This is a genomic window from Methylophaga marina, from assembly GCF_030296755.1.
Taxonomy (GTDB): domain Bacteria; phylum Pseudomonadota; class Gammaproteobacteria; order Nitrosococcales; family Methylophagaceae; genus Methylophaga; species Methylophaga marina.
In genome coordinates this window covers 452,037-478,050 of the sequence record NZ_AP027741.1, presented here as the reverse complement: position 1 = coordinate 478,050, position 26,014 = coordinate 452,037, and the positions used below count along the sequence as shown (strand labels likewise).

At 42.8% G+C, this 26,014-nt stretch carries 27 protein-coding genes, 1 tRNA gene and 1 pseudogene; 24 read left to right on the top strand and 5 right to left on the bottom strand.

Features of this window, described 5'->3' with window-relative positions; translation table 11 throughout:
* The first annotated feature begins 35 nt into the window (after positions 1–35).
* Genes QUE24_RS02355 through QUE24_RS02320 form a run of 8 tightly spaced genes read left to right on the top strand, consistent with a single transcriptional unit; the run spans position 36 to position 7,849 of the window.
* Positions 36–950 (top strand): acyl-CoA desaturase, encoded by a 915-nt coding sequence (locus tag QUE24_RS02355; RefSeq protein ID WP_286305070.1) that lies wholly within the window; start codon positions 36–38, stop codon positions 948–950.
* Positions 947–2,191: an NAD(P)/FAD-dependent oxidoreductase gene (locus QUE24_RS02350; protein ID WP_286305069.1), complete on the top strand. Its 1,245-nt coding sequence runs from the start codon at positions 947–949 to the stop codon at positions 2,189–2,191. The genes QUE24_RS02355 and QUE24_RS02350 overlap by 4 nt, the downstream gene beginning before the upstream one ends.
* Positions 2,192–2,989, top strand: coding sequence for a DUF1365 domain-containing protein (locus QUE24_RS02345; RefSeq protein ID WP_286305068.1), 798 nt, complete (start codon positions 2,192–2,194; stop codon positions 2,987–2,989). It begins immediately after the preceding gene.
* Positions 2,986–4,251: an SAM-dependent methyltransferase gene (locus QUE24_RS02340; protein WP_286305067.1), complete on the top strand. Its 1,266-nt coding sequence runs from the start codon at positions 2,986–2,988 to the stop codon at positions 4,249–4,251. Before QUE24_RS02345 ends, QUE24_RS02340 begins: the two co-directional genes overlap by 4 nt.
* Positions 4,244–4,768: a DUF2878 domain-containing protein gene (locus tag QUE24_RS02335; RefSeq protein ID WP_286305066.1), complete on the top strand. Its 525-nt coding sequence runs from the start codon at positions 4,244–4,246 to the stop codon at positions 4,766–4,768. The genes QUE24_RS02340 and QUE24_RS02335 overlap by 8 nt, the downstream gene beginning before the upstream one ends.
* On the top strand, positions 4,761–5,531 hold the full coding sequence (locus QUE24_RS02330; RefSeq protein ID WP_286305065.1) for a DUF1295 domain-containing protein: 771 nt from the start codon (positions 4,761–4,763) through the stop codon (positions 5,529–5,531). The genes QUE24_RS02335 and QUE24_RS02330 overlap by 8 nt, the downstream gene beginning before the upstream one ends.
* A complete protein-coding gene (locus QUE24_RS02325; RefSeq protein ID WP_286305064.1) occupies positions 5,461–6,543 on the top strand; it encodes an SAM-dependent methyltransferase in 1,083 nt (360 codons plus the stop codon). The genes QUE24_RS02330 and QUE24_RS02325 overlap by 71 nt, the downstream gene beginning before the upstream one ends.
* 7 nt (positions 6,544–6,550) lie before the next feature.
* Positions 6,551–7,849, top strand: coding sequence for a sensor histidine kinase (locus tag QUE24_RS02320; protein ID WP_286305063.1), 1,299 nt, complete (start codon positions 6,551–6,553; stop codon positions 7,847–7,849).
* Positions 7,850–7,852: 3 nt separating this feature from the next.
* Here the strand turns inward: QUE24_RS02320 and QUE24_RS02315 are convergent, their stop codons facing one another.
* A complete protein-coding gene (locus tag QUE24_RS02315) occupies positions 7,853–8,551 on the bottom strand; it encodes a response regulator transcription factor (protein WP_286305062.1) in 699 nt (232 codons plus the stop codon).
* A 162-nt stretch (positions 8,552–8,713) separates the two neighbouring features.
* Here QUE24_RS02315 and QUE24_RS02310 point away from each other — a divergent pair, with 162 nt between their 5' ends.
* From QUE24_RS02310 to cfa, 3 genes are all read left to right on the top strand, one after another.
* Complete coding sequence (locus QUE24_RS02310) at positions 8,714–8,914, top strand: (2Fe-2S)-binding protein (protein WP_286305061.1); 201 nt, start codon at positions 8,714–8,716, stop codon at positions 8,912–8,914.
* Positions 8,915–9,232: 318 nt separating this feature from the next.
* Positions 9,233–9,712, top strand: coding sequence for a bacterioferritin (bfr, locus tag QUE24_RS02305; protein ID WP_286305060.1), 480 nt, complete (start codon positions 9,233–9,235; stop codon positions 9,710–9,712).
* A 161-nt stretch (positions 9,713–9,873) separates the two neighbouring features.
* Entirely contained in the window at positions 9,874–11,061 is a 1,188-nt protein-coding gene (cfa, locus tag QUE24_RS02300) for a cyclopropane fatty acyl phospholipid synthase (protein ID WP_286305059.1), read from the top strand.
* Here cfa and QUE24_RS02295 read toward each other — a convergent pair whose 3' ends face one another.
* The gene (locus QUE24_RS02295) at positions 11,062–11,292 is read right to left on the bottom strand and encodes a DUF2789 domain-containing protein (protein ID WP_286305058.1); all 231 of its coding nucleotides are present in this window, start codon (positions 11,290–11,292) and stop codon (positions 11,062–11,064) included. It lies immediately after the preceding gene.
* 169 nt (positions 11,293–11,461) lie between these two features.
* On the opposite strand from QUE24_RS02295, the gene QUE24_RS02290 reads away from it, so the two are divergent.
* Positions 11,462–12,061, top strand: a complete 600-nt coding sequence (locus tag QUE24_RS02290; protein ID WP_286305057.1) for a helix-turn-helix domain-containing protein — start codon at positions 11,462–11,464, stop codon at positions 12,059–12,061.
* A gap of 509 nt (positions 12,062–12,570) precedes the next feature.
* On the opposite strand, the gene QUE24_RS02285 is transcribed toward QUE24_RS02290, so the two are convergent.
* Positions 12,571–12,655 (bottom strand) — tRNA-Leu (locus QUE24_RS02285).
* A gap of 182 nt (positions 12,656–12,837) precedes the next feature.
* On the opposite strand from QUE24_RS02285, the gene queA reads away from it, so the two are divergent.
* From queA to QUE24_RS02230, 11 genes and pseudogenes are all read left to right on the top strand, one after another.
* A complete protein-coding gene (queA, locus tag QUE24_RS02280) occupies positions 12,838–13,881 on the top strand; it encodes a tRNA preQ1(34) S-adenosylmethionine ribosyltransferase-isomerase QueA (RefSeq protein ID WP_286305056.1) in 1,044 nt (347 codons plus the stop codon).
* The gene (locus QUE24_RS02275) at positions 13,865–14,596 is read left to right on the top strand and encodes an RNA methyltransferase (RefSeq protein WP_286305055.1); all 732 of its coding nucleotides are present in this window, start codon (positions 13,865–13,867) and stop codon (positions 14,594–14,596) included. Before queA ends, QUE24_RS02275 begins: the two co-directional genes overlap by 17 nt.
* Positions 14,593–15,378, top strand: coding sequence for a serine O-acetyltransferase (cysE, locus tag QUE24_RS02270; RefSeq protein ID WP_286305054.1), 786 nt, complete (start codon positions 14,593–14,595; stop codon positions 15,376–15,378). Before QUE24_RS02275 ends, cysE begins: the two co-directional genes overlap by 4 nt.
* A 57-nt stretch (positions 15,379–15,435) precedes the next feature.
* A pseudogene (locus QUE24_RS02265) lies at positions 15,436–15,881 on the top strand (Rrf2 family transcriptional regulator).
* A gap of 146 nt (positions 15,882–16,027) precedes the next feature.
* The gene (locus tag QUE24_RS02260) at positions 16,028–16,354 is read left to right on the top strand and encodes a HesB/IscA family protein (RefSeq protein WP_286305053.1); all 327 of its coding nucleotides are present in this window, start codon (positions 16,028–16,030) and stop codon (positions 16,352–16,354) included.
* A 104-nt stretch (positions 16,355–16,458) separates the two neighbouring features.
* Complete coding sequence (gene bioA / locus QUE24_RS02255) at positions 16,459–17,760, top strand: adenosylmethionine--8-amino-7-oxononanoate transaminase (protein WP_286305052.1); 1,302 nt, start codon at positions 16,459–16,461, stop codon at positions 17,758–17,760.
* A gap of 153 nt (positions 17,761–17,913) precedes the next feature.
* The gene (pqqA, locus tag QUE24_RS02250) at positions 17,914–17,985 is read left to right on the top strand and encodes a pyrroloquinoline quinone precursor peptide PqqA (protein WP_081443609.1); all 72 of its coding nucleotides are present in this window, start codon (positions 17,914–17,916) and stop codon (positions 17,983–17,985) included.
* 184 nt (positions 17,986–18,169) lie between these two features.
* The gene (gene ahpC, locus QUE24_RS02245; protein WP_286305051.1) at positions 18,170–18,736 is read left to right on the top strand and encodes an alkyl hydroperoxide reductase subunit C; all 567 of its coding nucleotides are present in this window, start codon (positions 18,170–18,172) and stop codon (positions 18,734–18,736) included.
* 75 nt (positions 18,737–18,811) lie between these two features.
* Positions 18,812–20,386 (top strand): alkyl hydroperoxide reductase subunit F, encoded by a 1,575-nt coding sequence (gene ahpF, locus QUE24_RS02240; RefSeq protein WP_286305050.1) that lies wholly within the window; start codon positions 18,812–18,814, stop codon positions 20,384–20,386.
* Positions 20,387–20,544: 158 nt separating this feature from the next.
* Positions 20,545–21,114 (top strand): hypothetical protein, encoded by a 570-nt coding sequence (locus tag QUE24_RS02235; protein WP_286305049.1) that lies wholly within the window; start codon positions 20,545–20,547, stop codon positions 21,112–21,114.
* Complete coding sequence (locus tag QUE24_RS02230; protein ID WP_286305048.1) at positions 21,078–22,634, top strand: hypothetical protein; 1,557 nt, start codon at positions 21,078–21,080, stop codon at positions 22,632–22,634. Before QUE24_RS02235 ends, QUE24_RS02230 begins: the two co-directional genes overlap by 37 nt.
* Before the next feature lie 27 nt (positions 22,635–22,661).
* Here QUE24_RS02230 and QUE24_RS02225 read toward each other — a convergent pair whose 3' ends face one another.
* Complete coding sequence (locus QUE24_RS02225; RefSeq protein ID WP_286305047.1) at positions 22,662–23,327, bottom strand: response regulator; 666 nt, start codon at positions 23,325–23,327, stop codon at positions 22,662–22,664.
* Positions 23,328–23,329: 2 nt separating this feature from the next.
* On the bottom strand, positions 23,330–24,688 hold the full coding sequence (locus tag QUE24_RS02220) for a sensor histidine kinase (protein ID WP_286305046.1): 1,359 nt from the start codon (positions 24,686–24,688) through the stop codon (positions 23,330–23,332).
* 306 nt (positions 24,689–24,994) lie between these two features.
* On the opposite strand from QUE24_RS02220, the gene QUE24_RS02215 reads away from it, so the two are divergent.
* A complete protein-coding gene (locus tag QUE24_RS02215; RefSeq protein ID WP_286305045.1) occupies positions 24,995–26,014 on the top strand; it encodes an AAA family ATPase in 1,020 nt (339 codons plus the stop codon).

Below are 26,014 nucleotides of genomic sequence, written 5' to 3'. Positions count from 1 at the left end.
CTCAATACGCTATCCACTATCTTAGAAGGACTGATATGAAATCGTTACGATACTGGTTTGATAGTGATAGTAGCATCCGATATGCCGCAGCTGATGACAGGATTGATTGGTTTAGAATCATACCGTTTATCGTGTTACATCTAGCCTGTCTTGCTGTTTTTTTGGTGGGGATATCAGCTGTAGCCGTATACACAGCGGTGATTCTCTATCTTGTCAGAATGTTTGCTATTACCGCTTTCTATCATCGATATTTTGCTCACAAATCGTTTAAAACAAGCAGACCAGTGCAGTTTGTATTTGCAGTTATCGGTGCTGCCTCGACTCAACGAGGCCCAATCTGGTGGGCGGCACATCATCGCAACCATCACCGTCATGCGGATACCAATCAAGATCCTCATTCACCACGAGAGGGTTTTCTATGGAGCCATGTTGGGTGGTTTTTGACCAAACGCCACTTCCACGCTGATTATGGGCTTGTAAAGGATTTGTCTCGTTATCCAGAACTACGTTGGCTGGACAGATTTGATATAGCAATTCCATTGTTGCTGGCGCTGAGTTTGTTTGGTCTGGGTGAATGGTTAAGTTGGCTAAATCCGGGATTGAATACGAATGGCTGGCAAATGGTGGTTTGGGGATATTTTATTTCGACGGTCATCCTGCTACATGCAACATTACTGATTAACTCTCTCGCTCACAAATGGGGAAAGCGCCGCTACAACACTGGCGATGATAGCCGTAATAATTTTTTATTAGCACTTTTAACGCTGGGCGAAGGCTGGCATAACAACCATCACTATCATGCATCGTCGGCAAGACAAGGGTTTTACTGGTGGGAAGTGGATATCAGTTTTTACCTGCTTTGCTTGATGAATAAATTTGGCTTGATATGGGATATGAGAACGATACCAGTCAAAAAGCGCGACCACCGACTCAACAAGGTGAGCCAATGAATATTGCAATTGTTGGTGGCGGAATATCAGGTGTCACTGCCGCTTGGTATTTATCAAAGCAGCATAATGTCACCTTATTCGAGGCGAATGATTACATTGGTGGACATACCGATACCCATCAGATCCATATCGAAGGCACATCATGGTCAGTTGATACCGGTTTTATCGTCTTTAATGAATACAACTATCCAAACTTCAGCCAGCTACTAAGCGAACTCAAGGTAAGGGCCATCGATACTGAAATGAGTTTCAGTGTTGATCATGCTGATACTGGACTGCAGTACAATGCGACGAGTCTGAATACATTATTCTGCCAACGAAAAAATCTGATTAATCCTGCTTTTTATCGGATGATTGCCGACATTATCAAGTTCTATAAAGCATCACCGGATATTCTCAAGCAACCTAGTAACACACAAACTGTAGGAGAGTATCTTAAGAAGCATGGTTATAGTGATGTGTTCATTCACGATCACCTTATTCCCATGGCATGTGCATTATGGTCTGGTCCATCCGTTAGCTTGTTAGATATGCCAGTTCGTTATCTGGTGTCTTTTATGGCAAATCATAAAATGCTGTCGTTAATGAAAAGACCTCAGTGGCGTGTCGTCGAGGGTGGCTCCAATCAGTACATAAAACAATTTATTCATCACTTTAGTGGAAAGATTCATCAAAATTCTCCCGTCGAAAATATTCAACGCACGGATGATGGCGTTATCTTGTCTGTTAATGGTGAAAAGCAGATGTTTGATGCTGTCGTTTTGGCGTGTCACTCTGACCAGGCTTTATCACTTCTTGCTGACTCCAGCTATGATGAGGCAACGGTCTTAGGAAATATTGATTATCAGCGCAATCATATGCAGTTGCATACAGATGAATCTGTACTGCCAAGCAATAGAGCTGCATGGGCGAGCTGGAATGTTCATGTCAGCCCTGATCTGCAAGAGCAATGCACCGTTTCGTACCATATGAACACCTTGCAGAGATTAGATGCTCCGGTCGAGTTTATTGTTTCCTTGAACTCTGCCGCTCGTATCTCTCCTGATAAAGTGCTGGTAGAGCGACATTATTCACATCCGGTTTACACTGAAAAAACTTTAGCCGCGCAACAACGCTGGGCCGATATTTCCGGCCAACGGCATACGTATTTCTGTGGTGCTTACTGGGGCTGGGGCTTTCACGAGGATGGAGTAAAAAGTGCATTGAAAGTGGTTCAGCAGCTTAATGGCGAGGTGTTGTAAATGTTCTCTACTGCGTTGATGAAAGGTGAGGTGAACCACACGCGTTTTCAGCCTAAACGCCACCAGTTTCAATATCCGATTGCCATGTTAATGCTGGATGTCGATGAAATAGCGTCTGTTTTTGAGCGTCACCGTTGGTGGTCATTAGAACGCTTTAATCTGATTAGTTTTAAGCGTAAGGATTATTTAGGCCGACATAATGGTGATTTAAAAACGACGGTTGAGTCGCTGATTTTTAAACGGACGGGTGAGCAGTTTTCCGGCCAAGTTTATCTGTTAACCCATCCACGTTACTTAGGGTTTGTGTTTAATCCGGTCAGTTTTTATTTTTGTGTGAATCATCAGGGGCAACTTGAGTATGTCCTGGCGGATATCAACAACACACCTTGGGATGAACGCTATTGTTATGTATTAAAAGCGAAGCCGAGTAGTCAAGATCAATCTGTGATATCGACATTCGATAAACAGTTCCACATTTCACCTTTTATGCCCATGGATATTCAATATGAGTGGCGATTTTTCTGGCGTGAAGATGAGCTGAGTATCGATATGCATTTATTTCGCAATAATGAAAAACAATTCACTGCAGATATGATGCTAAAGCGCCAGCCTCTTGACCAACAAAGTATGTCTCGCTTACCACGGGATTACCCGTTACAAACATTCAAGATTATCTGGCGGATCTATTGGCATGCTTTGAAGTTGTGGATTCGAAGAGTGCCTTTCTATAGCCATCCGCAGAATTCATCTGATAACCGTACATACTCAGACAAACCAGCTTTGAAGGATAAATCATGACACCTCCCATTCATGCTACTCGACAAAGTGAATTAAGAATCAGTAAGTTTCATCGTCTTTGTATGACTCTGTTCTGCAAGCAATTGGATGGCTTCAAAGAAGGTTTTTTAGTCATCGAAATGGCTGATAGTCGTCTGGAATTTGGAGATCCAAAAGCCGAATTAAAAAGTCATATCTTTGTTCAACACCCACATTTTTTTGAAGCAGCTGTTCTGGGTGGTTCTGTTGGTGCAGCAGAATCTTATATGGATGGTGAATGGCAAACGGATGACTTAACACGATTAATACGATTGTTAGTCAGAAACCGCCATCTGGTAGATGGTATGGAAAAGGGCCTGGCCAGGCTGACTGGTGTTGTCATGCAAGGCGTGCATTGGTTAAGGAAAAATACGCGTGACGGCAGCCGTAAAAATATTGCTGCACATTATGATCTGGGTAACGACTTGTTTGAGTTGTTTTTGGATCGTGAACATATGATGTATTCATCTGGACTGTATTATGACTTTGCTGAAAGTTTAGAGCAGGCTCAAACTAACAAATTAGCCCGCTTATGTGACAAGTTAGACTTGCAACCAGATGACCACTTACTGGAGATTGGTACCGGGTGGGGTGGTTGTGCGATGTTTGCAGCACTCCACTATGGCTGTCGGGTAACAACCACCACGATTTCTCAACAGCAATATGATTATGCTGTTCGTCGCGTTCAAGAATACAACCTGCAAGATAAAGTCACCGTGTTGTTGGAAGATTACCGTGATCTGGAAGGCCAATATGACAAGCTTGTCTCCATCGAAATGGTTGAGGCTGTGGGGCATCATTTTATTAATGAGTACTTTCAACGTTGCAGTGACTTGTTAAAAGCGAATGGCGTTGCGGTGATTCAGGCGATTACGCTGGAAGATCACCGTTATCAACAATCATTGAAATCAGTCGATTTTATTAAACGGTTTATTTTTCCCGGTAGTTTTATTCCCTGTGTCAGTGTTTTGGTCAATGCCGCTGCAAAAGCACAGATGAGATTAACTAATCTGGAAGACATTGGGCCGAGTTACGCGCAAACATTGCGGGTATGGCGTGAACGGTTCTTCGATAAGGAAGAGCAAGTTAAAGCGATGGGGTATGACGAGCGTTTTATAAGAATGTGGGAGTTTTACCTTTGTTACTGCGAAGGTGGCTTTATTGAACGCAGTATCAGTGATGTTCATTTACTGTTTAGTAAACAGGATACGCGACAGGCACAGTGGGTTCCACAACGTGGTTAATGTATTCAACTTTATTGCTTTCCAGCTAGTTTGGTTTATCAGTATTTTCTCAGCTGCTGCCAACAGTAGTCATTACGCATTACTAGCGACAGCGCTGTTTATCATTTTCCAGCTAGCCCTGAGTCCATGGAAAAAAACAGATATCAAATTGATTCTGCTCGGGCTTTCCGCTGGGATGCTCTTAGATACTGTCTGGCTCAACTTGGATCTCATGAATTACATCGATAAAACGTTTATTCATGTTGCTCCCTGGTGGATAGGATGTTTGTGGATCAACTTTATGTTGACCTTGAATCACTCATTAAGCTGGCTGCAACGGAAGCCTGTTTTATTGGGATTGTTGTGCATAGTCGCTGCTCCACTGTCCTATTATGCTGGTAGCGAAGCCGGTGCAGTCAGTCTGAATACACCTTTTCTGGCACTAGCTGTGGTATCAATCAGCTGGGCTTTGTGGATTCCTTTGTTGATGCAGATTGCAAACCATTGGCGACATAAAGAGGAGACTGAACATGCTTGAACTCGGCCTGCTGATTGCGAGTATTACCATGCTGTTTGGCTGGATATATGAAGGAAGAACCAATAATGCTGGCGTGGTGGATGTTCTCTGGTCTGGATTGATGATGGGGTTACCCATTCTGTATGCCACGCAGATGCAGGGTGATGTCGTGTTACGAGTAGCCAGTGCTGCATTAATGAGCTTTTGGTATCTACGTTTGTTTATTCACCTCAGTACACGAGTTTTTTCAGAACCGGAAGACGGGCGCTATCGTTATCTGCGTGAGTATTGGGGAGACAAAGCACATCGGAATCATTTTTTCTTTTTTCAATTTCAGGCTGTTTTAGCCTGGGGTTTTACCTTGCCGATTTGGTGGTTAGCTCAGGTAGACACTTTTCAACTGGTATGGCTTGTTGTTGCATTAGCCCTCGCGTTTGGCGCTTGGGTCGGGGTCTACGTAGCGGATAAACAACTTGCCGAATTTAAAAAGAATCCCGCTAACAAAGGCAAAGTATGTGAGAAAGGGCTTTGGTTTTATTCTCGTCACCCGAATTACTTTTTTGAATGGTGTCACTGGTTTAGTTACCCCATCATGGCCATAGGCATTTCTGGTGGTGAGTGGCTATGGATAATGCCTGTTGTGATGTTTGCCTTTCTGTACTTCATCACAGGGATTCCTTACACCGAGCAACAAGCCATCCGAAGTCGTGGCGATGCGTACCGACAATATCAAAAAACAACCAGTGCATTTATTCCGTGGAGAAAGAAAGATGGGCATGATTGATTTGGCAGAAAAGAAGTGGTTTCCTGACAGCTTGATTCGAATTGGAATAAGGCAGTTACTGAAACAACGCCTAAAAGAGGAATACGCTTCAGAGCCAGATAAATTAACTCAACGTAAACAGCAATGCATTGAGCAACTAAAACAAAGTCCTATCGCCATAGAAACAGATGCTGCGAATGAGCAGCACTATGAAGTGCCTGCTGAGTTTTATAAAGAAGTACTAGGCAAGCACTTTAAATACAGTGGTTGTTACTGGACAAACAGTTGTTTGACCCTCGATGATGCAGAAGAAGCCATGCTGAGCATTTATCTGGAGAGAGCAGAGTTAGTCAATGGTCAACACATTCTCGAGTTGGGGTGTGGTTGGGGCTCTCTGACCTTGTACATGGCCGAAAAACTGCCCTTTGCCAAGATAACAGCCGTGTCTAACTCACATTCACAACGCCAATATATCGAACAGCAATTATTAGATCGTGGTTTGAGTAATGTTCAGGTGATTACTTGTGATGTGAATGACTTAGAGCTGGAACAACAATTCGACCGTGTGGTGTCAGTTGAAATGTTTGAGCATATGCGTAATTACCAGCGTTTATTCGACAAGATTGGAGACTGGCTAAAGCCTCAAGGCAAGTTATTTGTGCACATTTTCTGTCACCGGGAAGTGGTTTATCCATTTGAAACTGAAGGTGAAGATAACTGGATGGGGCGCTATTTCTTTACGGGTGGTCTCATGCCTTCTGCCGATACTTTGCTGTACTTTCAATCACAATTATCCATACAGCAACACTGGTTGGTTAATGGTAGTCACTATCAGAAAACAGCAGAAGCCTGGCTGGAAAATACAGATAAAAATGAAGCGAATGTGCTACGTTTATTCCGAGATGTTTATGGCGACCAAGCGGAAACCTGGTTACAGCGCTGGCGTTTGTTTTTTATGGCGTGTGCAGAGTTGTTTGGATATGAAAATGGAAACCAGTGGCTTGTCGGACACTATTTATTTGAGAAAAGATGAGCAGTGAATGCTGAAAAATAAATCCACGCTTCAAGCCAAGTTAGTTAAAGTTTTTCTTATACAGGTTCTATTAATTAGTCTGGTCACTGTCGGTGGTATTTATGCCGCAAAAATCATGGTTGAAGATGTGCTGGTGCGACAGGCATTAGAAGGTGAAGCTCAGCACTTTTGGGAAATGCGTGAGAAAGATCCTGATTTTCCACCACCAGATACAATGAATTTAAAAACCTATCTGGTCACAGATGGAGACTATTCTTCCTTACCTAAAGAATTAGTGCCTTTGTCACCTGGTTATCAGCGAGCTGGATTAAATCAAGAAACCCCCATTCTCTACATAGAAGACAAAGGTAATAGCCGACTTTATCTGATTTTTGATGAAGTAAAAGTCTCTCGTCTGGCGCTTTTATTTGGCATTTTGCCGCTCGCTGGCGTGTTAGTGGTGTTATATATCTTGGCCTGGATAGCGTATCGTCAATCGCATAAAGCGGTATCGCCTATCGTGAAGTTAGCTAAGTCGGTGAGACAAGCCGAAATCAAAGATGGCAGTCTACCGGACTTGGATTTGCAAGAACTACGTGATATCCCCGACGATGAAGTATCAAGCTTAGTAGGCGCGTTGGATCAGTTTACCCAGCGTCTTGAGCTCTTTATTGATCGGGAGCGCCATTTCACACGAGATGCCAGTCACGAACTGAGAACCCCAATAGCTGTATTAAGAAGTGCCATGGAATTACTCGAGCGTCGTTACGATGTGGCTAATGATAAAACGATGCGCCGAGTTTATCGCACCTTATATGACATGGAAGCATTGATTGAAACACTGCTCATACTGGCGAGGGAAGAAAAAGCCGTGCTACCGGTTCAGGATGTTGATATTAATGCGATGGCCCTGAAACAGTTGGACACACTGGAGACACTATTCCAAGACAAGTCGATAACCGTCGATATTGATGAACAAGCTAAATTAGTGGTTAAGGCACCCGAAGCGGTAGTGTCTATTTTGATGAGTAACTTGTTGCGTAATGCCTTTAATTACACGCCCAAAGGCCATGTGATTATCAAAATTTGGCAGCAGGGCTTTTCTGTTGCTGATAGTGGTGTTGGGATGAGTGAGCAACAAGTGAAAAATGTGTTTGAACCTTTTTATCGCGGAGAGCGTGATAATAATGAAAAGGGCTATGGTTTAGGAATGACCATTGTTAAACGTTTATGCAATCGCTACTTCTGGCATTTACGCATCACCAGTGAAATTGGAAAAGGGACAGAGGTGAGCGTCCATTTTCCTAAGTCACAGATTGAAAGCTAACTCTTATAGATCTTTCTCTTCACAGAGCTTATATCCTACGCCAGGGATAGTGTGTAGCAGATGTTGCTGAAAAGGTTTATCAATCAGTTTTCTAAGATTGTATAAATGGCTACGTAGCGTATCACTGTCAGGGGTATCTTCACCCCATATCTCTGTTTCCAGCTTTTCCCGTGTCACTAACTTTGGTGATTCACGCATAAGAATTTTCAAAATCTGTAGCATGATGGGTGAAAGGCGGACATTTTCACCAGCTCGTGTCACACGCATGGTCTTAGGATCAAAAATCATATCGGCAATTTGCAATGATTTTGTATCCATTTCTCCTCTATGACGACGTATATGTGAGGTCAGTCTTGCCTCTAATTCTTTCATCTCAAAAGGCTTAATGAGGTAGTCATCTGCCCCATACTCAAAGCCGCTCAATTTGTCATTGAGTGTATCTCTGGCTGTGAGCATTACGATAGGCATATCAAGTTGTAGCTCACCACGAATTCGTTCACAGACTTCAAAGCCATCAATCCCCGGCATCATGACGTCTAACACAACAGCATCATAATGGTTCTGACTGCATAACTTTAATGCTGTCAATCCATCGGCAGCGAAGTCGACAGTCATGCCTCCTTCTTCTAGAAAGTCCCCTACATTTGCCGCCAGATCTTGATGATCTTCGACAATGAGAACGGTTGCTGGGTTGATCTTCATCTCTCGGTCCTTACTTTTTGATTGCCTGCAACGTAAGCATAACGTATTGCTGTATGGGCTTTGTGAAAAAATCATTATTTTTTAAGGAATAATCTAAAAATATAATTGACTCATTAAATAACAATCATTATCATTAACATCAAACCTCAAGTGAGTACTGCAATGATTGTATGTATCTGTAACAATGTGAACTCGGACGCCATCAACGAAGCCATGGAATCTGGTGCAAACACACTTCATCACATTCGTGAACAAACCGGCGCGTCTGCATGTTGTGGGAAGTGTCAGTTCAAAGTTAATCGTTTGCTAAATGAATTTGAACAAACGAATGTTATCCCCAGTGCATGTTCCGGAGAGGGCTAATCTTCCCGCACGGTAAAAAGTATTTTAGTTAACTATAAGTCATTCTCATTACCACTCTCAGTTCAGTGTGTAACCATCATTCCCGCTCAATAACTGAGTATCTGTTTCTATTCAATTAGCTAAGTTGATAAACATAAAGGTCTTTTTGTGTTTATCATGTCATTAGACATCTTTCATCGTCCAAACAACCCTGCCGTATATATCCCAATCTAGATGATAATAATTCTGATTTTATTTTTAAAACAGTCGCTTAGCTTTGACTTTTGACTCAGACAAACGATAATCATGGCAACTTTACATGAAATTAAGGGGTTGTTTATGAAAGGCGATAAAAAAGTTATCGAATACTTAAATAAAGTATTAGGGAATGAGCTAATTGCTATCAATCAATATTTCCTTCACGCCAAAATGTATAAAGACTGGGGTCTGCACAACCTATACGAACATGAATATCATGAATCTATTGATGAAATGAAACACGCAGACAAATTAACAGAGCGAGTTTTATTCTTAGAAGGTTTGCCAAATTTACAAGATCTAGGTGCACTGCGTATTGGTGAAAATACAAAAGAAATGCTCGAAAGTGATTTAGCTCTCGAATTAGATGCCATCCCCGATTTACAAGAAGGCATTAAATATTGTGAATCTGTCGGGGACTATGTCACCCGTGACTTGTTTCAGGATATTTTAAACTCTGAAGAAGAGCATGTTGATTGGTTAGAAACGCAACTTGGCTTGATAGAAAAAATGGGCTTACAAAACTACCACCAAGCACAAATTGTAAAAGAAGCAGAATAAAAATCATGCTTCTGAGAGCCCGAACATGACGCGGTCTGTTCGGGCTTTTTTATGTCTGTACGTAATTACACGGATTGTAATATATTGTCTAAACAAGTAATTTACAGGTTAATCAAATTCTTTAATTTATTCAGGCTCACTCTCTGGAGGTAGGGAAAAGCATGGCTAGATTCGAGCAGTATGATAATCGTGATGACATCTATAATTCATCAACATCCAGTCAGGCTTCTTTGTCTCCGCCTGCAGTTTTACGTGAGCTAGCCAAACAGTGTGATGTTCGTTTTAACGGCAGCAATCCTTGGGATATTCAAGTTCACCATCGTGATGTTTACTCTCAGATTTTAACGAAAGGTTCATTAGGCTTCGGGGAAAGCTACATGGATGGTCTCTGGGACTGTGAGCGAATGGATGAGCTTTTTTATCGCATCATGCGCGCTAATATTGAAGAAAACCTTGTGGGCGTGGGTAAGTTTGCTCTGATTCTTCAAAGTCTTAGACACCGCTTCTTTAATCTACAAACTGAAAAACGTGCCTATCAGGTGGGTGAACAACACTACGATATCGGTAATGATATATTTGAGGCCATGCTCGACTCGACGATGAGTTACTCATGTGGTTTCTGGCAAAAAGCCAATACGCTGGAGCAAGCTCAGCTGGATAAATTAGATCTGATCTGCAAAAAACTACAACTCAAACCAGGCGAAAAGTTATTGGAAATTGGTTGTGGCTGGGGTGGTCTTGCAAGTCATGCGGCTGAACATTATGGCGTTGAAGTATTGGGGATAACGATATCTCAAGAGCAACAAAAACTCGCTCAGCAACGCTGTAAAGGATTACCTGTAGAAATTCGTCTGACAGATTATCGTGATCTAGAGGGTGAGTTCGACAAAATAGTCTCGGTTGGCATGTTTGAACATGTGGGCGAAAAAAATTATCCGATCTATTTCGATACCGTGAATCGTTTATTAAAAAAAGACGGTTTATTCCTTTTGCATACTATCGGTATATATAAAACCATTCATCGGGTTGACCCCTGGATTGATAAATATATTTTTAGAAATGGCAAGCTGCCATCAGCTGAGCAGATTGCTGATGTATTAAATAAACGCATGGTGATAGAAGATTGGCATAATTTTGGACAAGACTACGCGCTGACATTACTGGCCTGGTGGGATAGGTTTGAGGCCGCCTGGTCAATGCTGTCTGAAAAATATGACCAACGTTTCTACCGTATGTGGAAATATTACTTGATGAGCTGCGCTGGCTTTTTTAAATCACGACAAGGCCAACTTTGGCAAATAGTACTCACCAAACGTGATCGTACTGGAACCTATCGCTCAATCCGTTAGTTATTCATGCAGTAACACATTGAGCTGATCGACAACTTCTGCCCAGTCAGAATCTTCTGAGAGACATTCTTTGATGAACGCCCTCTGTGAGGCTGTCCAGAATTCCGCAGCCTCAATCGTTTTTTCTGGAGGCAGTTTATGCTCAAAAATAAATTCATCCATCGCGGCCGGGCTATTATCCAACCCTAATTGGAGAAATAAGTTTTCTAAGGAATGAGAACTTGTATCCATAATGAATCCTCTTCAGCAAAGTCTAATTTATTTCATATTAGTACAATAGAGGAGCCAATGCTTTCAAATTCATAACTAATTTTACTTATCCTTGTCATCTAAGCGTAAAATCAAAAAAAGAATAAATTAGTGTAAACTATTGTACACAACATAATATGGTGTGACTGATATGGAAAAAAGATTGTTTACTACTACTCAACTCGCTAAGTTACTCGGCGTGACAGCAAGAACAATCCAGCTATGGGCAAATCAAGGATTGATTAATGTTGTAAAAACACTGGGTGGCCACCGACGAATTTCTGAAGATGAAGTGATTCGTCTGGCAGAAAAACTAGGCAAACCGATCCCTCAAGAATTAGCAATACCCAGCAAATCAACACTGAATAGTCATGCTGAATTAACGGTGTTACTTGTTGATAAAGACAGCGAACTATTGAGGTTATACGAATCACAATTACTACAGTGGCAGGAAGGGCTGCCGACCAATATTCATGTGACAGACAATGGATTTGATGCCCTCATTTTGACAGGCCGCTATAAACCCAACCTCATCATTGTCGATTGGGAAATGGATGATATGAATGTGGCACATCTTGTCGATGCCATAAGTAAAAATAAAGAAACCAAGCACGCCAAAATCATTATCGTGACAACACAAGATAAATCAGCATTAGGCAAAGAAGTCACGCTACCTGCTAGCGCGATGATAGAAGAAAAACCGGTGTCTTTTGCTTTGATAAAAAGATTACTCGAAAAACAGACTGCCTAGGATCTAGAACAAAGTTTTTCAGATGGAAATGGGCTGAATTATTTGAAAGGGGAGAGAGGTGGTTACATCACTTAACGTTAAGTGATAAAAGTAGAGAATCGCCGAACTATAAAAAGTATGGGGCCACACATCGCTGGGTAATAATTCTTTTCGATTCATAAAATAGTCATAATTCATTGCTATATTTTCTGAATCGCGGGTATCAGTTACACCTCTCTCTTACTCTCCTCGGCTTCAATTGTTGCTTTTGGATACCCGCTTTTTTCAATGGCAGATCCCCACTTACAAAAAACATTACACCCCTGATGTCATCCAAGTGGGTGTTTGCCACCCATCATCGAGCCACACGGAGATTAATTTATACAAATAGCCTGGGAGTGCATATAGAGTGAAGTCGGGCTTGTGCTAATAGAGCCACTGAAAATAAATCAACAATTTACGTTCATTCTATAGGGATTGGTGTATACAGATTTATAGGGATAGTTGATTGATGCTGAGAAGAGTTAGGTTGGTACCGAGGGCGAGAATCGAACTCGCACTTCCGAAGAAACCGGATTTTGAATCCGGCGCGTCTACCAGTTCCGCCACCCCGGCAACCTAAGCGCGAAATTATAACGTCTACCCCTGAGTATTGGAAGGGTGATTTTCATTTGTTCTTAACTGAAAAATCTAACTAATTGATAGTAATAGCTAAAGCGAACGTTATTCTCGCTGAAGCTGGACGACATGGATGATTTAAATGCTGTTTTGATAGACATTTTGCTATGATCGCGCCCATGAAAACGAGTGACTTCCAATTTGATTTGCCCGAAGAGCTAATCGCCCAATACCCCTCAGAGAACCGAACTGCCAGTCGATTATTGTTTCTGGAAGGGAATAGCGGTCAGCGCCAGGATCTCCAATTTACCGATCTGCTATCACTACTCAAGCCTGATGATTTATTGGTTTTTAACAATACAAAAGTGATTCCCGCTCGCCTTTTTGGCGTCAAAGATAGTGGTGGTAAAGTTGAAGTGTTGATAGAGCGGGTGCTTGATGAAACTCGGGTACTGGCGCATATAAGAAGTAGCAAATCGCCAGCAGCCGGTCGTCATTTGCAACTTGAAGGTGTGCTTGATGCGGAAGTTCTCGGGCGGCATGATGCTTTATTTGAGTTGAAGTTTCACGATATTCATTCTGTGATAGATGCGCTTGATCAGTATGGACGATTACCATTACCCCCTTATATTGAAAGGGAAGTGGATAAAGCGGATTTAGATCGTTATCAGACGGTTTATGCCAGGAATGTTGGAGCCGTGGCTGCACCTACAGCGGGTCTACATTTTGATGAAGCCTTATTGAATAAAATTCGTGAAGCAGGAATTGAAACAGCTGAGCTCACGTTACATGTTGGCGCTGGTACATTTCAGCCGGTCAGAGTGGATGATGTGCGTTCTCATCAGATGCATAAAGAAGTCATTGCCGTCAGTGATAAAGTGGCAGAACAAGTAAAAGCAACCAGAGCACGTGGTGGCCGGGTTATCGCTGTCGGCACTACCAGTGTCAGAGCGTTAGAGTCAGCATCCATTAACGGTGAGATTACGGCTTATCAAGGAGAAACGGATATTTTCATCTATCCGGGTTATCAATTTAGAAGCGTTGATGCCATGGTAACGAATTTTCACCTTTCTGAATCCACACTGTTAATGCTGGTCTCAGCCTTTGCAGGTAAAAAACACATTCTGGAGGCATACCAACATGCCATCCAACAGCGTTACCGGTTTTTTAGTTATGGTGATGCCATGTTTATAACAAGGAATTCTAATGAAGTCGCTGGATAATGTTCGTTTTGTGCTTGTCGGTACAACGCATCCCGGTAATATCGGTGCGGCAGCCAGGGCAATGAAAACGATGGGGATCACAAATCTACATCTTGTCTCGCCTAAAATTTACCCAAGTGCTGAAGCAACAACACGTGCATCCGGTGCGGATGATGTCTTACACCGTGCGGTGGTACATGATAGTCTCGATGATGCATTGGCAGGCTGCCACTATGCTTTTGCGATGAGTGCCCGTTTACGTCACTTGCATATGCCAGTAATGAATCCGCGTGAAGCAGTGACGCAACTTGAAAAGTTCGATGATGATACACATATAGCTATTGTGTTTGGTCGTGAACATTCTGGCTTATCCAATGATGAAATCGATCGATGTCAGTATTTAGTCAATATTCCTGCTAATCCAGATTATAGTTCTCTAAACCTGGCTGCGGCAGTCCAGGTCGTCGCTTATGAACTCAGAATGAGCTTCCAGCCTAATATTGATTTTGGTCGTATTGGTGAAGAGCGTGAGGCGGTAACTTCAGAAGATTTAGCTCATTTATATGATCATTTTGAACGTTCGTTGACGACCATCGGTTTTCTGGATCCTGAAAACCCACGTAACCTGTTACGACGTATACGCCGACTATTTAACAGAGCGGATATGGATCGAAACGAATTACAGATTATGCATGGTATTTTGCGTGCAGCAGAAACCAAAGCGAGGAAAGAATGACAGAAAAAATAAGCCGTTGGGAACGCATCAAAGAAGATATCTCTTGTGTCTTTGATCGCGATCCGGCAGCACGGAATGTATTTGAAATTGTCACCACTTATCCCGGCGTACATGCGCTGCAGTTTCACCGTCTAAGTCATTGGTTGTGGCGTTCAAACTGGAAATGGCTCGCCAAGTTTATTTCTTCCATTTCACGTTGGCTTACCGGTATTGAAATTCACCCCGGCGCTAAGATTGGCCGCCGTTTTTTTATTGATCACGGTATGGGTGTCGTCATTGGTGAGACCGCAGAAATCGGCGATGATGTGACGCTTTATCATGGAGTCACCCTGGGTGGCACATCGTGGAAAGAGGGGAAACGCCATCCTACGCTTGGAAATAATATTGTTGTTGGTGCCGGTGCAAAAGTACTTGGTCCTATTACGCTTAATGATGGTGCCCGTATAGGTTCCAATGCCGTAGTTGTTAAGGATGTTGCCTCAGGTGATACCGTTGTGGGCGTGCCGGGTAGGGTAGTGAAAACCAACTTGAGTGAAGACGAAAAACAACGTCAAAAACTAGCACAGTCGGTTGGTTTTGATGCCTACGGTACCTCAAGTAAAACTATGGATCCGGTGGCTTTGGCCATTCATGGACTGATTCAGCATGTTCACGCTATGGATAAGCGCGTTGATGTGATGTGCAAAACTATCCATCGTCTGGGTGGTGAATTACCTGACGTTGAAATGCCGGATTTAGAAGGGTGTGATATCTACAAGGACAACGAAGAGAATAAAAGTTGACTAAAATAGTCAGGCATGTAAACTTTAGACGATTAAGTTTATTCTGGATTTGTAAGAATGCGTTTAACCACTAAAGGTCGCTATGCTGTGACCGCCATGCTTGACCTCAGTCTGAACTATGGCGTAGGCGCAATAACTCTGGCAGATATTTCAGAAAGACAAGGTATTTCTCTCTCTTATCTGGAGCAGTTATTCGCAAGGTTGAGAAAGCAAGGTCTTGTGAGCAGCTCTCGTGGTCCGGGGGCGGATATCGTTTAAGTCGTGCAGCAGATACCATAACGGTGTTAGATGTCATATCGGCAGTTGATGAGAAGGTCGATAGCACACAATGCGAAGGTCGACAAAATTGTCACGGTCATGAGCAGTGTTTAAGCCATGAGCTTTGGCAAAGCTTAAGTGATCAGATTCGTGTATATCTTGATGGCATCACTCTGGCACAAGTCGTGTCTAACTTTGAAAAGAGTAGAAACGGCGAAAAAGTTATCGCATTTGATATGCTCTAGTTTGCTCTTTGCCCCAAACTTTCGACTTATCACTTTTACAGATCTAAATGAGTGAATCTAATTAAGAAGCCTTTGATATTCTTCAATCAGAATCAAACGTTCTCAATTATTTATGGTCTTAATCACTGAATGTTACAGGTGAAAATATGATTACATTGACTGAATCTGCCATTAATCGTGTCAGAGATATGATGACAAAACGTGCATCGGGTGTCGGCTTAAGAATTGGCGTCGTCAAAAGTGGTTGTTCAGGTTATAGCTATGCGCTTGACTATGCAGACGAAGTGGCCGCTGACGATGTGGTGGTTGAGCATGGTGATGTGAAAGTGGTTATTAACGAAGACGCTATGCCAATCCTCGATGGTATGGAACTCGACTTTGTTCGCGAAGGCTTGAATCAGAGTTTTAAATTCCGAAATCCTAATGTGGTTTCTGAATGTGGCTGTGGTGAGAGCTTCAGTGTTACTAAATAAACGAAACACTATTTCTCAAAAGTGCCCGCTCAATGCGGGCATTCTTGTTTTTAGCTCTCTGAATTAAAAACGGTGAGCCAGCTCTAAGACTATGTAAAACAGACATGACAAAACTAAGTAATCTTGAATTTGATGCCGCCCACATCTGGCACCCTTATACCAGCGTGTCAAACCCACCGTTATTACATGAGGTGACATCAGCAAAAGGCGTTAGATTAACTCTGGCTGATGGTCGTGAAGTGGTTGATGGTATGTCATCTTGGTGGTCAGCTATTCATGGTTATAATCACCCAAAGCTTAATGAGGCTGCACATCAGCAGATTGATACGATGTCGCATGTCATGTTTGGCGGTTTAACGCATGAACCAGCAGTCAATCTTGCCAGAAAGCTGGTAGAGATAACCGATGACAGTTTGCAGTATGTATTTTTAGCCGATTCAGGTTCAGTCTCTGTTGAAGTGGCTATTAAGATGGCTATTCAATACTGGTTTGCTCAGAATAAACCTGAAAAACATCGCTTGCTCACATTCAGAAATGGTTATCACGGCGATACGTTTGGTGCGATGTCAGTCTGTGATCCTGTTAATGGCATGCATAAAATGTTTGAAAAAGTGCTGCCGACGCATTTATTTGCTGCTGCACCTGAGTGTCGAGATGATGCTGATTGGCAGGATAGCTACATCGAAGATTTCAAACATTTGGTGGAAAAACATCACCACGAATTAGCTGCTGTCATCGTCGAGCCTTTGGTTCAAGGGGCCGGCGGTATGCGCATCTATTGCGCTGAGTACCTTCGTCAAATACGCGCCTTATGTGACGAATATCATATCCTATTGATTTTTGATGAAATTGCCACTGGTTTTGGGCGAACCGGTTCACTGTTTGCTTACGAGCAGGCTGGCATCGTGCCAGATATTATTTGCATGGGTAAAGCCCTTACCGGTGGGTATATGACGCTGGCAGCGGTGATGTGTAATCAGCAGGTGGCTGACGGTATTGCTGCAGATGGTTCGGGTGTATTGATGCATGGTCCCACTTTTATGGCGAATCCACTGGCTTGTCGCGTGGCAGCTGCCAGTATTGATTTGTTACTGGAGAGTGACTGGCAAACGCAGGTATCCACCATTGAAAATAGTTTGAATACCGAGCTGACTAAATATCGTGATCATGAATTAGTTAAGGATGTCAGGGTAAAAGGGGCCATTGGTGTCGTTGAGCTAAAGAAACCACTTGATGATGCGATGGACTGGTTACCAGGCTTTATTGTCGAACAGGGTGTGTGGATCAGACCGTTCAGAACCATGATTTATATCATGCCACCTTACATTATTGATACTGCTGACCTTCAATTGTTGTGCGATGCGATTTTTCATATATTAAACGCGTTGAATTCTACTGAGCGCTAGTTTCATGTATCGCTGAATAATCCCGTTTATTTTAATAAGAATAATCCTGAGATGAATCAAGCAAGACCCTGATGTGACATTTTGTCAGTTTAGATAGTCTATACCTACGTTGTTTTCCCTAGAAACAACGTCTTAAATTAAGAGGAATTGATTATGTGGACTAAACCAGAATACTCAGATATGCGTTTCGGCTTCGAAGTAACCATGTATATTTGCAATCGTTAAGATTGATAAATAATAATAAAAAAGCCCTTGGAGTTTGACTTCAAGGGCTTTTTTTATTTTTCCGATTGTTTAATCGTTTTTATCAATCATACTAATAGAATTAAGTCGTTGTACCTATTTATGTGCCTCGACTACAATGCGAACTGTCACTTACGACACTAATGCAAAATTTAAGGAGCAAATAATGTCTACACTGATTAATACAGAAATCAAACCGTTTAAGGCGAATGCTTATCACAATGGCGAATTCATCGAAGTTTCAAGCGATGATCTGAAAGGCAAATGGTCTGTTTTCGTTTTTTACCCAGCTGACTTCACTTTCGTTTGTCCAACAGAACTAGGTGATGTTGCAGACCACTATGCTCAACTGCAAGAAATGGGTGTTGAAGTTTACTCAGTATCAACTGATACACACTTCACTCACAAAGCATGGCACGATGCATCAGAAACCATCCAAAAAATTAAGTTTCCAATGATTGGTGATCCAACTGGTGTTATCAGCCGCAACTTTGAAGTGATGATTGAAGAAGAAGGTCTGGCACTTCGCGGTACATTTATCGTTAACCCAGAAGGTGTGATTAAAGCTGCTGAAATTAACGATCTGGGTATTGGTCGTAACGCTAAAGACTTAGTTCGCCGTGTGCAAGCAGCACAATATGTTGCAACACATGATGGTGAAGTCTGCCCTGCTTCTTGGCAGCCAGGTGAAGAGACTCTGTCTCCATCATTAGACTTGGTTGGCAAAATCTAATCAGGCTATATCGACCTGTCCGGGCAAATGCCCGGGCAGTGTCACTAAAATTATTTTTGATTAAGGTAAATTATTATGTTGGATGCAAATATCGCCGGACAACTGAAAGGTTATCTGCAAAACATCAAACGCCCAATTGAATTGATTGCGGCTCTAGATGACAGTGCTAAAGCGACTGAAATGCGCGATTTGTTGCAAGAAATCGCTGATATGTCAGGTGACATCACTTTTGCTGATGATGCTGACAGCGATTCTCGTAAGCCGTCATTTCAGATCAAACAGCCCGATGGACAAGAAAAAATTCGTTTTGCCGGTATTCCCATGGGGCACGAATTTACATCGCTGGTGTTGGCTCTGCTACATGTCGGTGGGCATCCAACCAAACTCGATCAGGAAGTGATCGACCAGATTAAAGGGCTGGAAGGGGAATACCACTTTGAAACGTATATTTCACTTTCATGCCAAAACTGCCCGGAAGTCGTTCAGGCATTAAACGTAATGGCCGTTCATAATCCGAATATTTCGCATACCATGATTGATGGTGCGTTATATCAGGAAGAGGTGGACCAGCGAAAAATTATGGCGGTGCCAACGGTCTACCTGAATGGTGAGAATTTTGGCTCAGGCCGTATGAGCCTGCCTGAAATCATCGCCAAACTGGATACAGGTGCAGTGAAGCGTGAAGCTGAAAAAATCAGCGCAAAAGAAGATTTTGATGTGTTGATTATTGGTGGTGGTCCAGCGGGTGCTTCTGCCTCTATCTATGCCTCACGTAAAGGTATTCGTACAGGTATTGTGGCTGAACGCTTTGGTGGTCAGGTCATGGATACCATGGCGATTGAAAACTTTATTTCTGTCAAAGAAACAGAAGGACCAAAATTGGTTGCTGCATTAGAAGAACACGTCAAACAATATGAGGTAGACGTGATGAATCTTCAACGTGCAAGCAGTCTGAAAAAGAATGGCAAGATGATCGATGTTGAACTGGAGAGTGGTGCAACGCTTTCAAGTAAAACGGTGATCCTTGCTACTGGTGCTCGCTGGCGTGAGCTGGGTGTGCCAGGTGAAAAAGAATACCGTGGTCATGGCGTCGCTTATTGCCCTCACTGTGATGGGCCTTTATTTAAAGGTAAACCTGTTGCGGTCATAGGTGGCGGTAACTCGGGTGTTGAAGCCGCGATTGATTTGGCAGGCATTGTCGGTCATGTGACATTGATTGAATTTAACGGTGAATTACGTGCCGATGCGGTGTTACAGAAAAAACTGTTCTCTTTGGATAATGTTAAGGTCATCACGGGTGCCCAAACAACTGAAATCACAGGAGACGATGGCAAAGTCAATGGGCTGATTTACATGGACAGAGCGACTGAACAACAGCACACGGTTGAATTGAATGCTGTGTTTGTACAGATTGGTCTGTTGCCAAACACCGATTGGTTAAAAGGCACTATTGAACTGAGTAAATTTGGTGAGATAGAAATCGATAACCATGGCCAAACATCTTTGCCGGGTGTATTTGCCGCAGGTGATGTCACTACTATCCCATATAAACAAATTATTATGGCAATGGGAGATGGCGCTCGTGCAGCACTGGGAGCCTTTGATTACCTGATTCGTAATGATTTTGATGGTAAAAGTGAAGCGGCTTAACCCCTCACACATTTATTATTAACTGAATGAAGACCTACTGATGAAAGTCAGTAGGTCTTTTTTTGCAAAGTACTTAACGTTTTTGCAAAAACGATTTTTATTTGTCATTTTTTTATAGCACCATGTGGAGCTTGATTTGAACCGAACAGGGAAGTGTGATGAAAAAAGTTGTTTTAGTACTAGTCCTTATCGTTATTGCTGGGCTCCTCATATGGCAATACAAACAAGAGGAGACAAAAACATCAGCGCTTTTGCAGTATGTACCTGCTGATACAGCATTTTACATGGGGGGAACGCTTGATAAATCCCTCGCTGTTTTTTTAGCCGATTCCCCTGTTTTTGGTTTTTCCCCCACAGAAACTCGTTTATTGGACGACATTCAATCTGAACTGTCAGTGTCTAATACACCCGCCGCAAGATTTTTATCCGCTTTATTCTCAGACTACAGCCAAAAAACGGATGGTAGCTACCAAGCGTTTGTCGATTATTTTGGTCTGGCTTCTGAAGGCGATTATGCAACCTATTTACATGGCCTGGTGCCAGTCATAAATATGCCCATCGTCGATCAGGCAAAGTTAGTCACATTGTTTAAAAACCTGTCAGAAGAAGCTGGGATTAGTTTCCAGGAAAAAACGCTGGGTAAACAATCTGTATTGAGTTGGGTGGTGGACAAAAAAATCTGCAATTGGTTTTGGCGACAACAAAATCTTCTGCTGTATTCACCCTGATTACATATAAAGATACAGAAACGGATACTGCTGAGCGTCTTGCACAAACACCCGTTCCCGTCTCTTTCGAGGAAGATCTAGCCAATATTCGTGAGCAACAGCAATACACCAATGATTTAGTTTTCATGCTGGATATTGAAAAATTAATGAATGGGCTTTTCGTCGCTGATAATTCCAGAGCATCAAACGATTTCAAACGCTATTTTTCAGATACGCCTCTGGCTCAAAAAATGATGAATGATCCCGATATGCAAATCTGTCAGGCAGATACTTTAAAATTGATTAGTCAGGTACCTCGTCTGTTGATGGGATATAACGATATCGAAGTCAAAGACAATCAGCTCATGGCTAAAGTCAGTGCGTTATTAGAGGTACGTCATCCATTAGTGCTTAATGTTCTGCAAAGCATGCAAGGACACATCCCAGATCATGTTGTTGATGCAGAAGATAAAATTTCAAGCATGGCAGTAGCGCTGGATATGGATCAACTGACGCCGGGCGTGACAAAATTATGGACTGAATTTGCCAATGCCGAGTTTAGTTGTCCAGATTTACAACAAGCGCAAGTCAAATCAAAACAAATGAGCCCGATGATACTGGGCGCAGTTACTGGAATGGCTCAAGGTATAAAAGGCTTAGGACTTTCCTTGTTTGATTTGCATATTGATGCAGATGCAGCCAAGCCGTTGTCTATCGACTTTTTACTAAGTTTGGAAACAAGCAATCCAACTGGCATTTTGTCTCTGCTTCAGCTTGTGCCAGAACTAGCGAATATCCGTATTCCGGCGGATGGTACCGAGGTGCCGCTGAATCTTCCTTTACCTATCGATATCCCAACTTTTGCAGCCATCAAAGGATCGCATGTCGTTGTCTATAGCGGAGAAAAAAGCCAACAAGCCATAAGCGCTATTGAATCAGAAGAATTAACGCCAAACGCTTTAGGTTTCAGCTCTAGCATCAACTATATAAAGCTGGTGGACCTCATGGAAAATACGGATTTTAGTGCGATACCCGGCACAAATATGGAAAGCTGTATGGAGGTCTATTCTGCATTAGACACACTGCGTCGAATGGAAATGCAATTGAGTTATCGAAGTATGGTGAATGACAAAGGCGTAGGCATTGATAGTTTAATTACGCTGAATAAACCCGAAGCAACAAACGACAATTTTAATATTACCGGCCAGTGGCAGACGGCTTATCTAGATGAGACATGTCAATGGGTAGAGGATGGTGCTGAACAGTGGAATGAAGATGGCACAGGTAGCTATAAAGAAACCAGCCAGAAGGCGAGTTGTGATTTATATCAAACCCAGTATCAATGGCAGCGGAAGGGCAGAACCTTAACGCTAACTGATACGTCAGCACCAAAATACCGTGATTCATGTCAGGATGAGTGGCAACAGGATGGTCAGAAAGAAACACTTGTCTGCGACATGATCAATATCAAAGAAGATAGTTTTCAATGCCTGTATTACATTGATGGCAGTGAGCCCTTTATTTATCAATACACACGCTAGTGCGGAAACGCTAAACGTCGTTCTTGATTACTTGGCCTCGTCAACCAAATCCAAGAGGTTGACGAGGTTCATTTTAATGGCCAATCGAGTTAACTCAATATCGCTATTCACGCCGAGTTTCTTTTTGATAATGTAATGAGAATTAGCCACAGTTTTAGGGCTGATATTCAACAGTTCGGCAATATCTTGACTCGATTTTGCTTCTAACAACAGGCGTAAAATCTCAAACTCTCTAACCGTCAACTCATCAATGGCAGACTGTTCTTGGCCCAGTTTCTCCATCGCCAGCGCCTGTGCAATATCAGCGCTTAAGGTATGTTTGTTCTCACTTATCTGGGCGATCGCTCTAATCAGTACTTCAGGATCACTGCTTTTAGTAATGTAGCCAAGTGCTCCCGCTCGTGTGGCTTGAATCGCAAAACTCGGATTTTGATGCATACTAAACACAAGCACTTTCGCCTGATTATCAAATTGGCGAATACGATCAATGGCTTTTAGACCACTTTGGCCCGGAAGGGATATATCCATCACCACCACATCTGGCTTATGTGATTTATAGAGAGTGTATGCCTCTGCACCATCACAGGCTTCGGCAATAACTTCAAAGTTCACTTGTTTTTGCAATAAAGCCCGGTAACCTTCCCTGACAATCGCATGGTCATCCACTAACATGATTCGTATAGAGTTATTCATCGTCAGGCTTCCGCTTTTTGAGTCATCGGCAGAATGATGGTTACCACCAGTCCGCCATTAATTTGTGTGTCCAGACTGAGATCACCGCCGAGTGCTGCAACCCGTTCATGGATGCCAAGTAGTCCCAAGCCATTACTGGAAGAAAATGCACTCAAATCAGCTACACCATCATCTTTTATGATGAGTGATAGGGCGTTCTCTTCCTGAATATTGATATTGACCTCAGCGTGTTCTGCACTGGCATGTTTCGCGATATTTGTCAGACATTCCTGCACTATTCGGTAGGTATGTACCGCCAAGGTCTCGGCGAGTTCATCCATATTACCGACAAGAGATAAGCTGTAATGCGTTTTGCCTGAGCTGCGTTGATTCCAGCTTTTTATCAACTGTTTCAAGCTGGTTTCCAGTCCGAGTTCATCTAGCTCTGCGGGGCGTAATCGCGTCAACAGATCGCGAAGCGCACTCATCATATGCCCGGTAATGTGACGAATGGAATTTAGCTCCTCCACTATTTCCGGACAGCTATTTTTAGCCGACTGTGATGCCGATGTGGTGACGGCATTGATACCGGCGAGGCATTGACCAAACTCATCATGTAACTCTCTGGAAATATAGCGATGCTCTTCTTCCTGGGTGTTCATAATCTTGATCGAGAGTTGTTTGTTTTCCGCCATGATATTTTGTTGGGTACTGACTAAGGCATTGATGGCATGACTGGTACGTTTCCATTCTGCGATGTCAAAGTCGGGTAGACGTATTGCTAAGTCACCGGCTCGCATTTTTTCGAGACCCGCGACAATATCTTTCGCGGGTTTTAGCATGCGATTAATGGTGATAAAAACCAGACAACATAGAGCCATGATGGTGACCACAAGTACGCCAAGTGCAGCTTGTAAGTTATGCCAGGCGCGTGCTGTTTCAATATCGACATTCAAGGTAACCAGTATCGTCCCGTACTTTATTGCATTGAAATTGACTGACCGTTTTACTTCCACGCCCGGGTTAAAAAATTGTGTATAAAAATGCCCGAACCAAATCGGGTAATCCTTATTTGATGCCTGAGTAGCGTTACATAAACTGCGTTGCCGACTTTGTGTGCGGGATAAAAATTGCGTGCATGAACCGGGAACACTATCAATTTTGTTCCATAGCCCAATATCCGGAAAAGATTGTGTAAAGTCATAACGTTGGAACATTTGTAGCAATTGTTGTCGGATTTGGTGCTCAATCCTGCTCGCCGTCGCCTCTGCTTCATTCAGTGCTTGTTGATTGGTTTGATACAACACATACCATGCACTGCTAACGATGCAGATCACCGCAATAATCAAAATTCGCACGAAGAGTTGGAGTTGTAGATTCATCCGTTTTTCACTGATACAAACATGAAGCTAGTCTAGGAGTAATCCTGACATCTGCAAAGCGCTGTTTATCGTGTCGGGAAATTTGCCCGATGACACTAGGCATATTTCGGCTGAACGCAGATTAGGATAAAGTTCTAATATGATTCATCAACTGAGCACTATTCATCCGGTAGGTCAGTGTGGATTGCAAATTCATAAAGCGGTCTGAAATGATAGCGTCATAAGATTATTTGTTGATACATATGATTTTATGTCAATGGACTGGCTAGAGTGATGAAATAAAAAAACCAACTAAGGGGAGAGAAAATGGCTGAATCTCAGCTTTTACAGACAGCAAGAGAACAAGCGCTGGCGTTAGAAAATGTCGTCAATCAAGTTGTCGTTGGTCAAAAAGAAGCAGTTAGATTGATTCTGATTGCCTTACACGCGCGGGGACATGTGCTGCTGGAAGGTGGTGTAGGTGTAGGTAAAACCACCTTACTACGTACGTTTTCAAAAGCGCTGGGTGGTGCTTTTGGGCGTATTGAGGGTAGCGTCGACTTAATGCCGAATGACCTGCTCTATAGTGCTTGGGTGAATGCAGAAGGTAAACCGGTCATTGATCCTGGCCCATTGATTAATCACGGTGCAGAAACAGCCGTTTTCTTCTTTAACGAAATTAACCGTGCCAGACCTCAGGTGCAGTCATTATTACTTCGTGCCATGGCTGAGCGCAGTGTTGAAGCATTTGGTAAAGAATATCGTTTCCCCCATATGGTGGTGTTTGCCGATCGCAATGCGGTAGAAAAAGAAGAAACATTTGAACTCAGTGCCGCCGCTCGTGACCGTTTCTTATTTGAGATAAATATCAGCCGCCCGACTGATGACGCGATTCGTCGCCAACTTATTTTCGATCCTGCGTTTCATGATGTGGATCAGCTGCTGAACACGATTGGTGAACCCTTACTGGACTATCAGCAATTAAATGCTCTGGATCATGATATTCAACGTAGTATTTTTGTATCACCTGAAATTGAAAATTACGTGGTTCGTTTATGGGATGCCAGCTGGACGCCGCATGAATTAGGTATCGAAATGCCTGATATCTATGTGGAAGACCTGGTGGTGGCCGGTGCCAGTGTTCGTGGTATGTCAGCCATGGTAAGAGCCGCAAAAGTGGCAGCCTGGTTGGATGGTCGTGATCATGTACTACCAGATGATATTCATACCGTGTTGTTACCTTCCATGACACACCGTGTCTTCCTTTCTCCAGTGTATGAAGGTCGACGCGAACAAATTATGCCGCAATTTGTTCGAGCTCTTCGCGATCATATCGCGACACCTTAA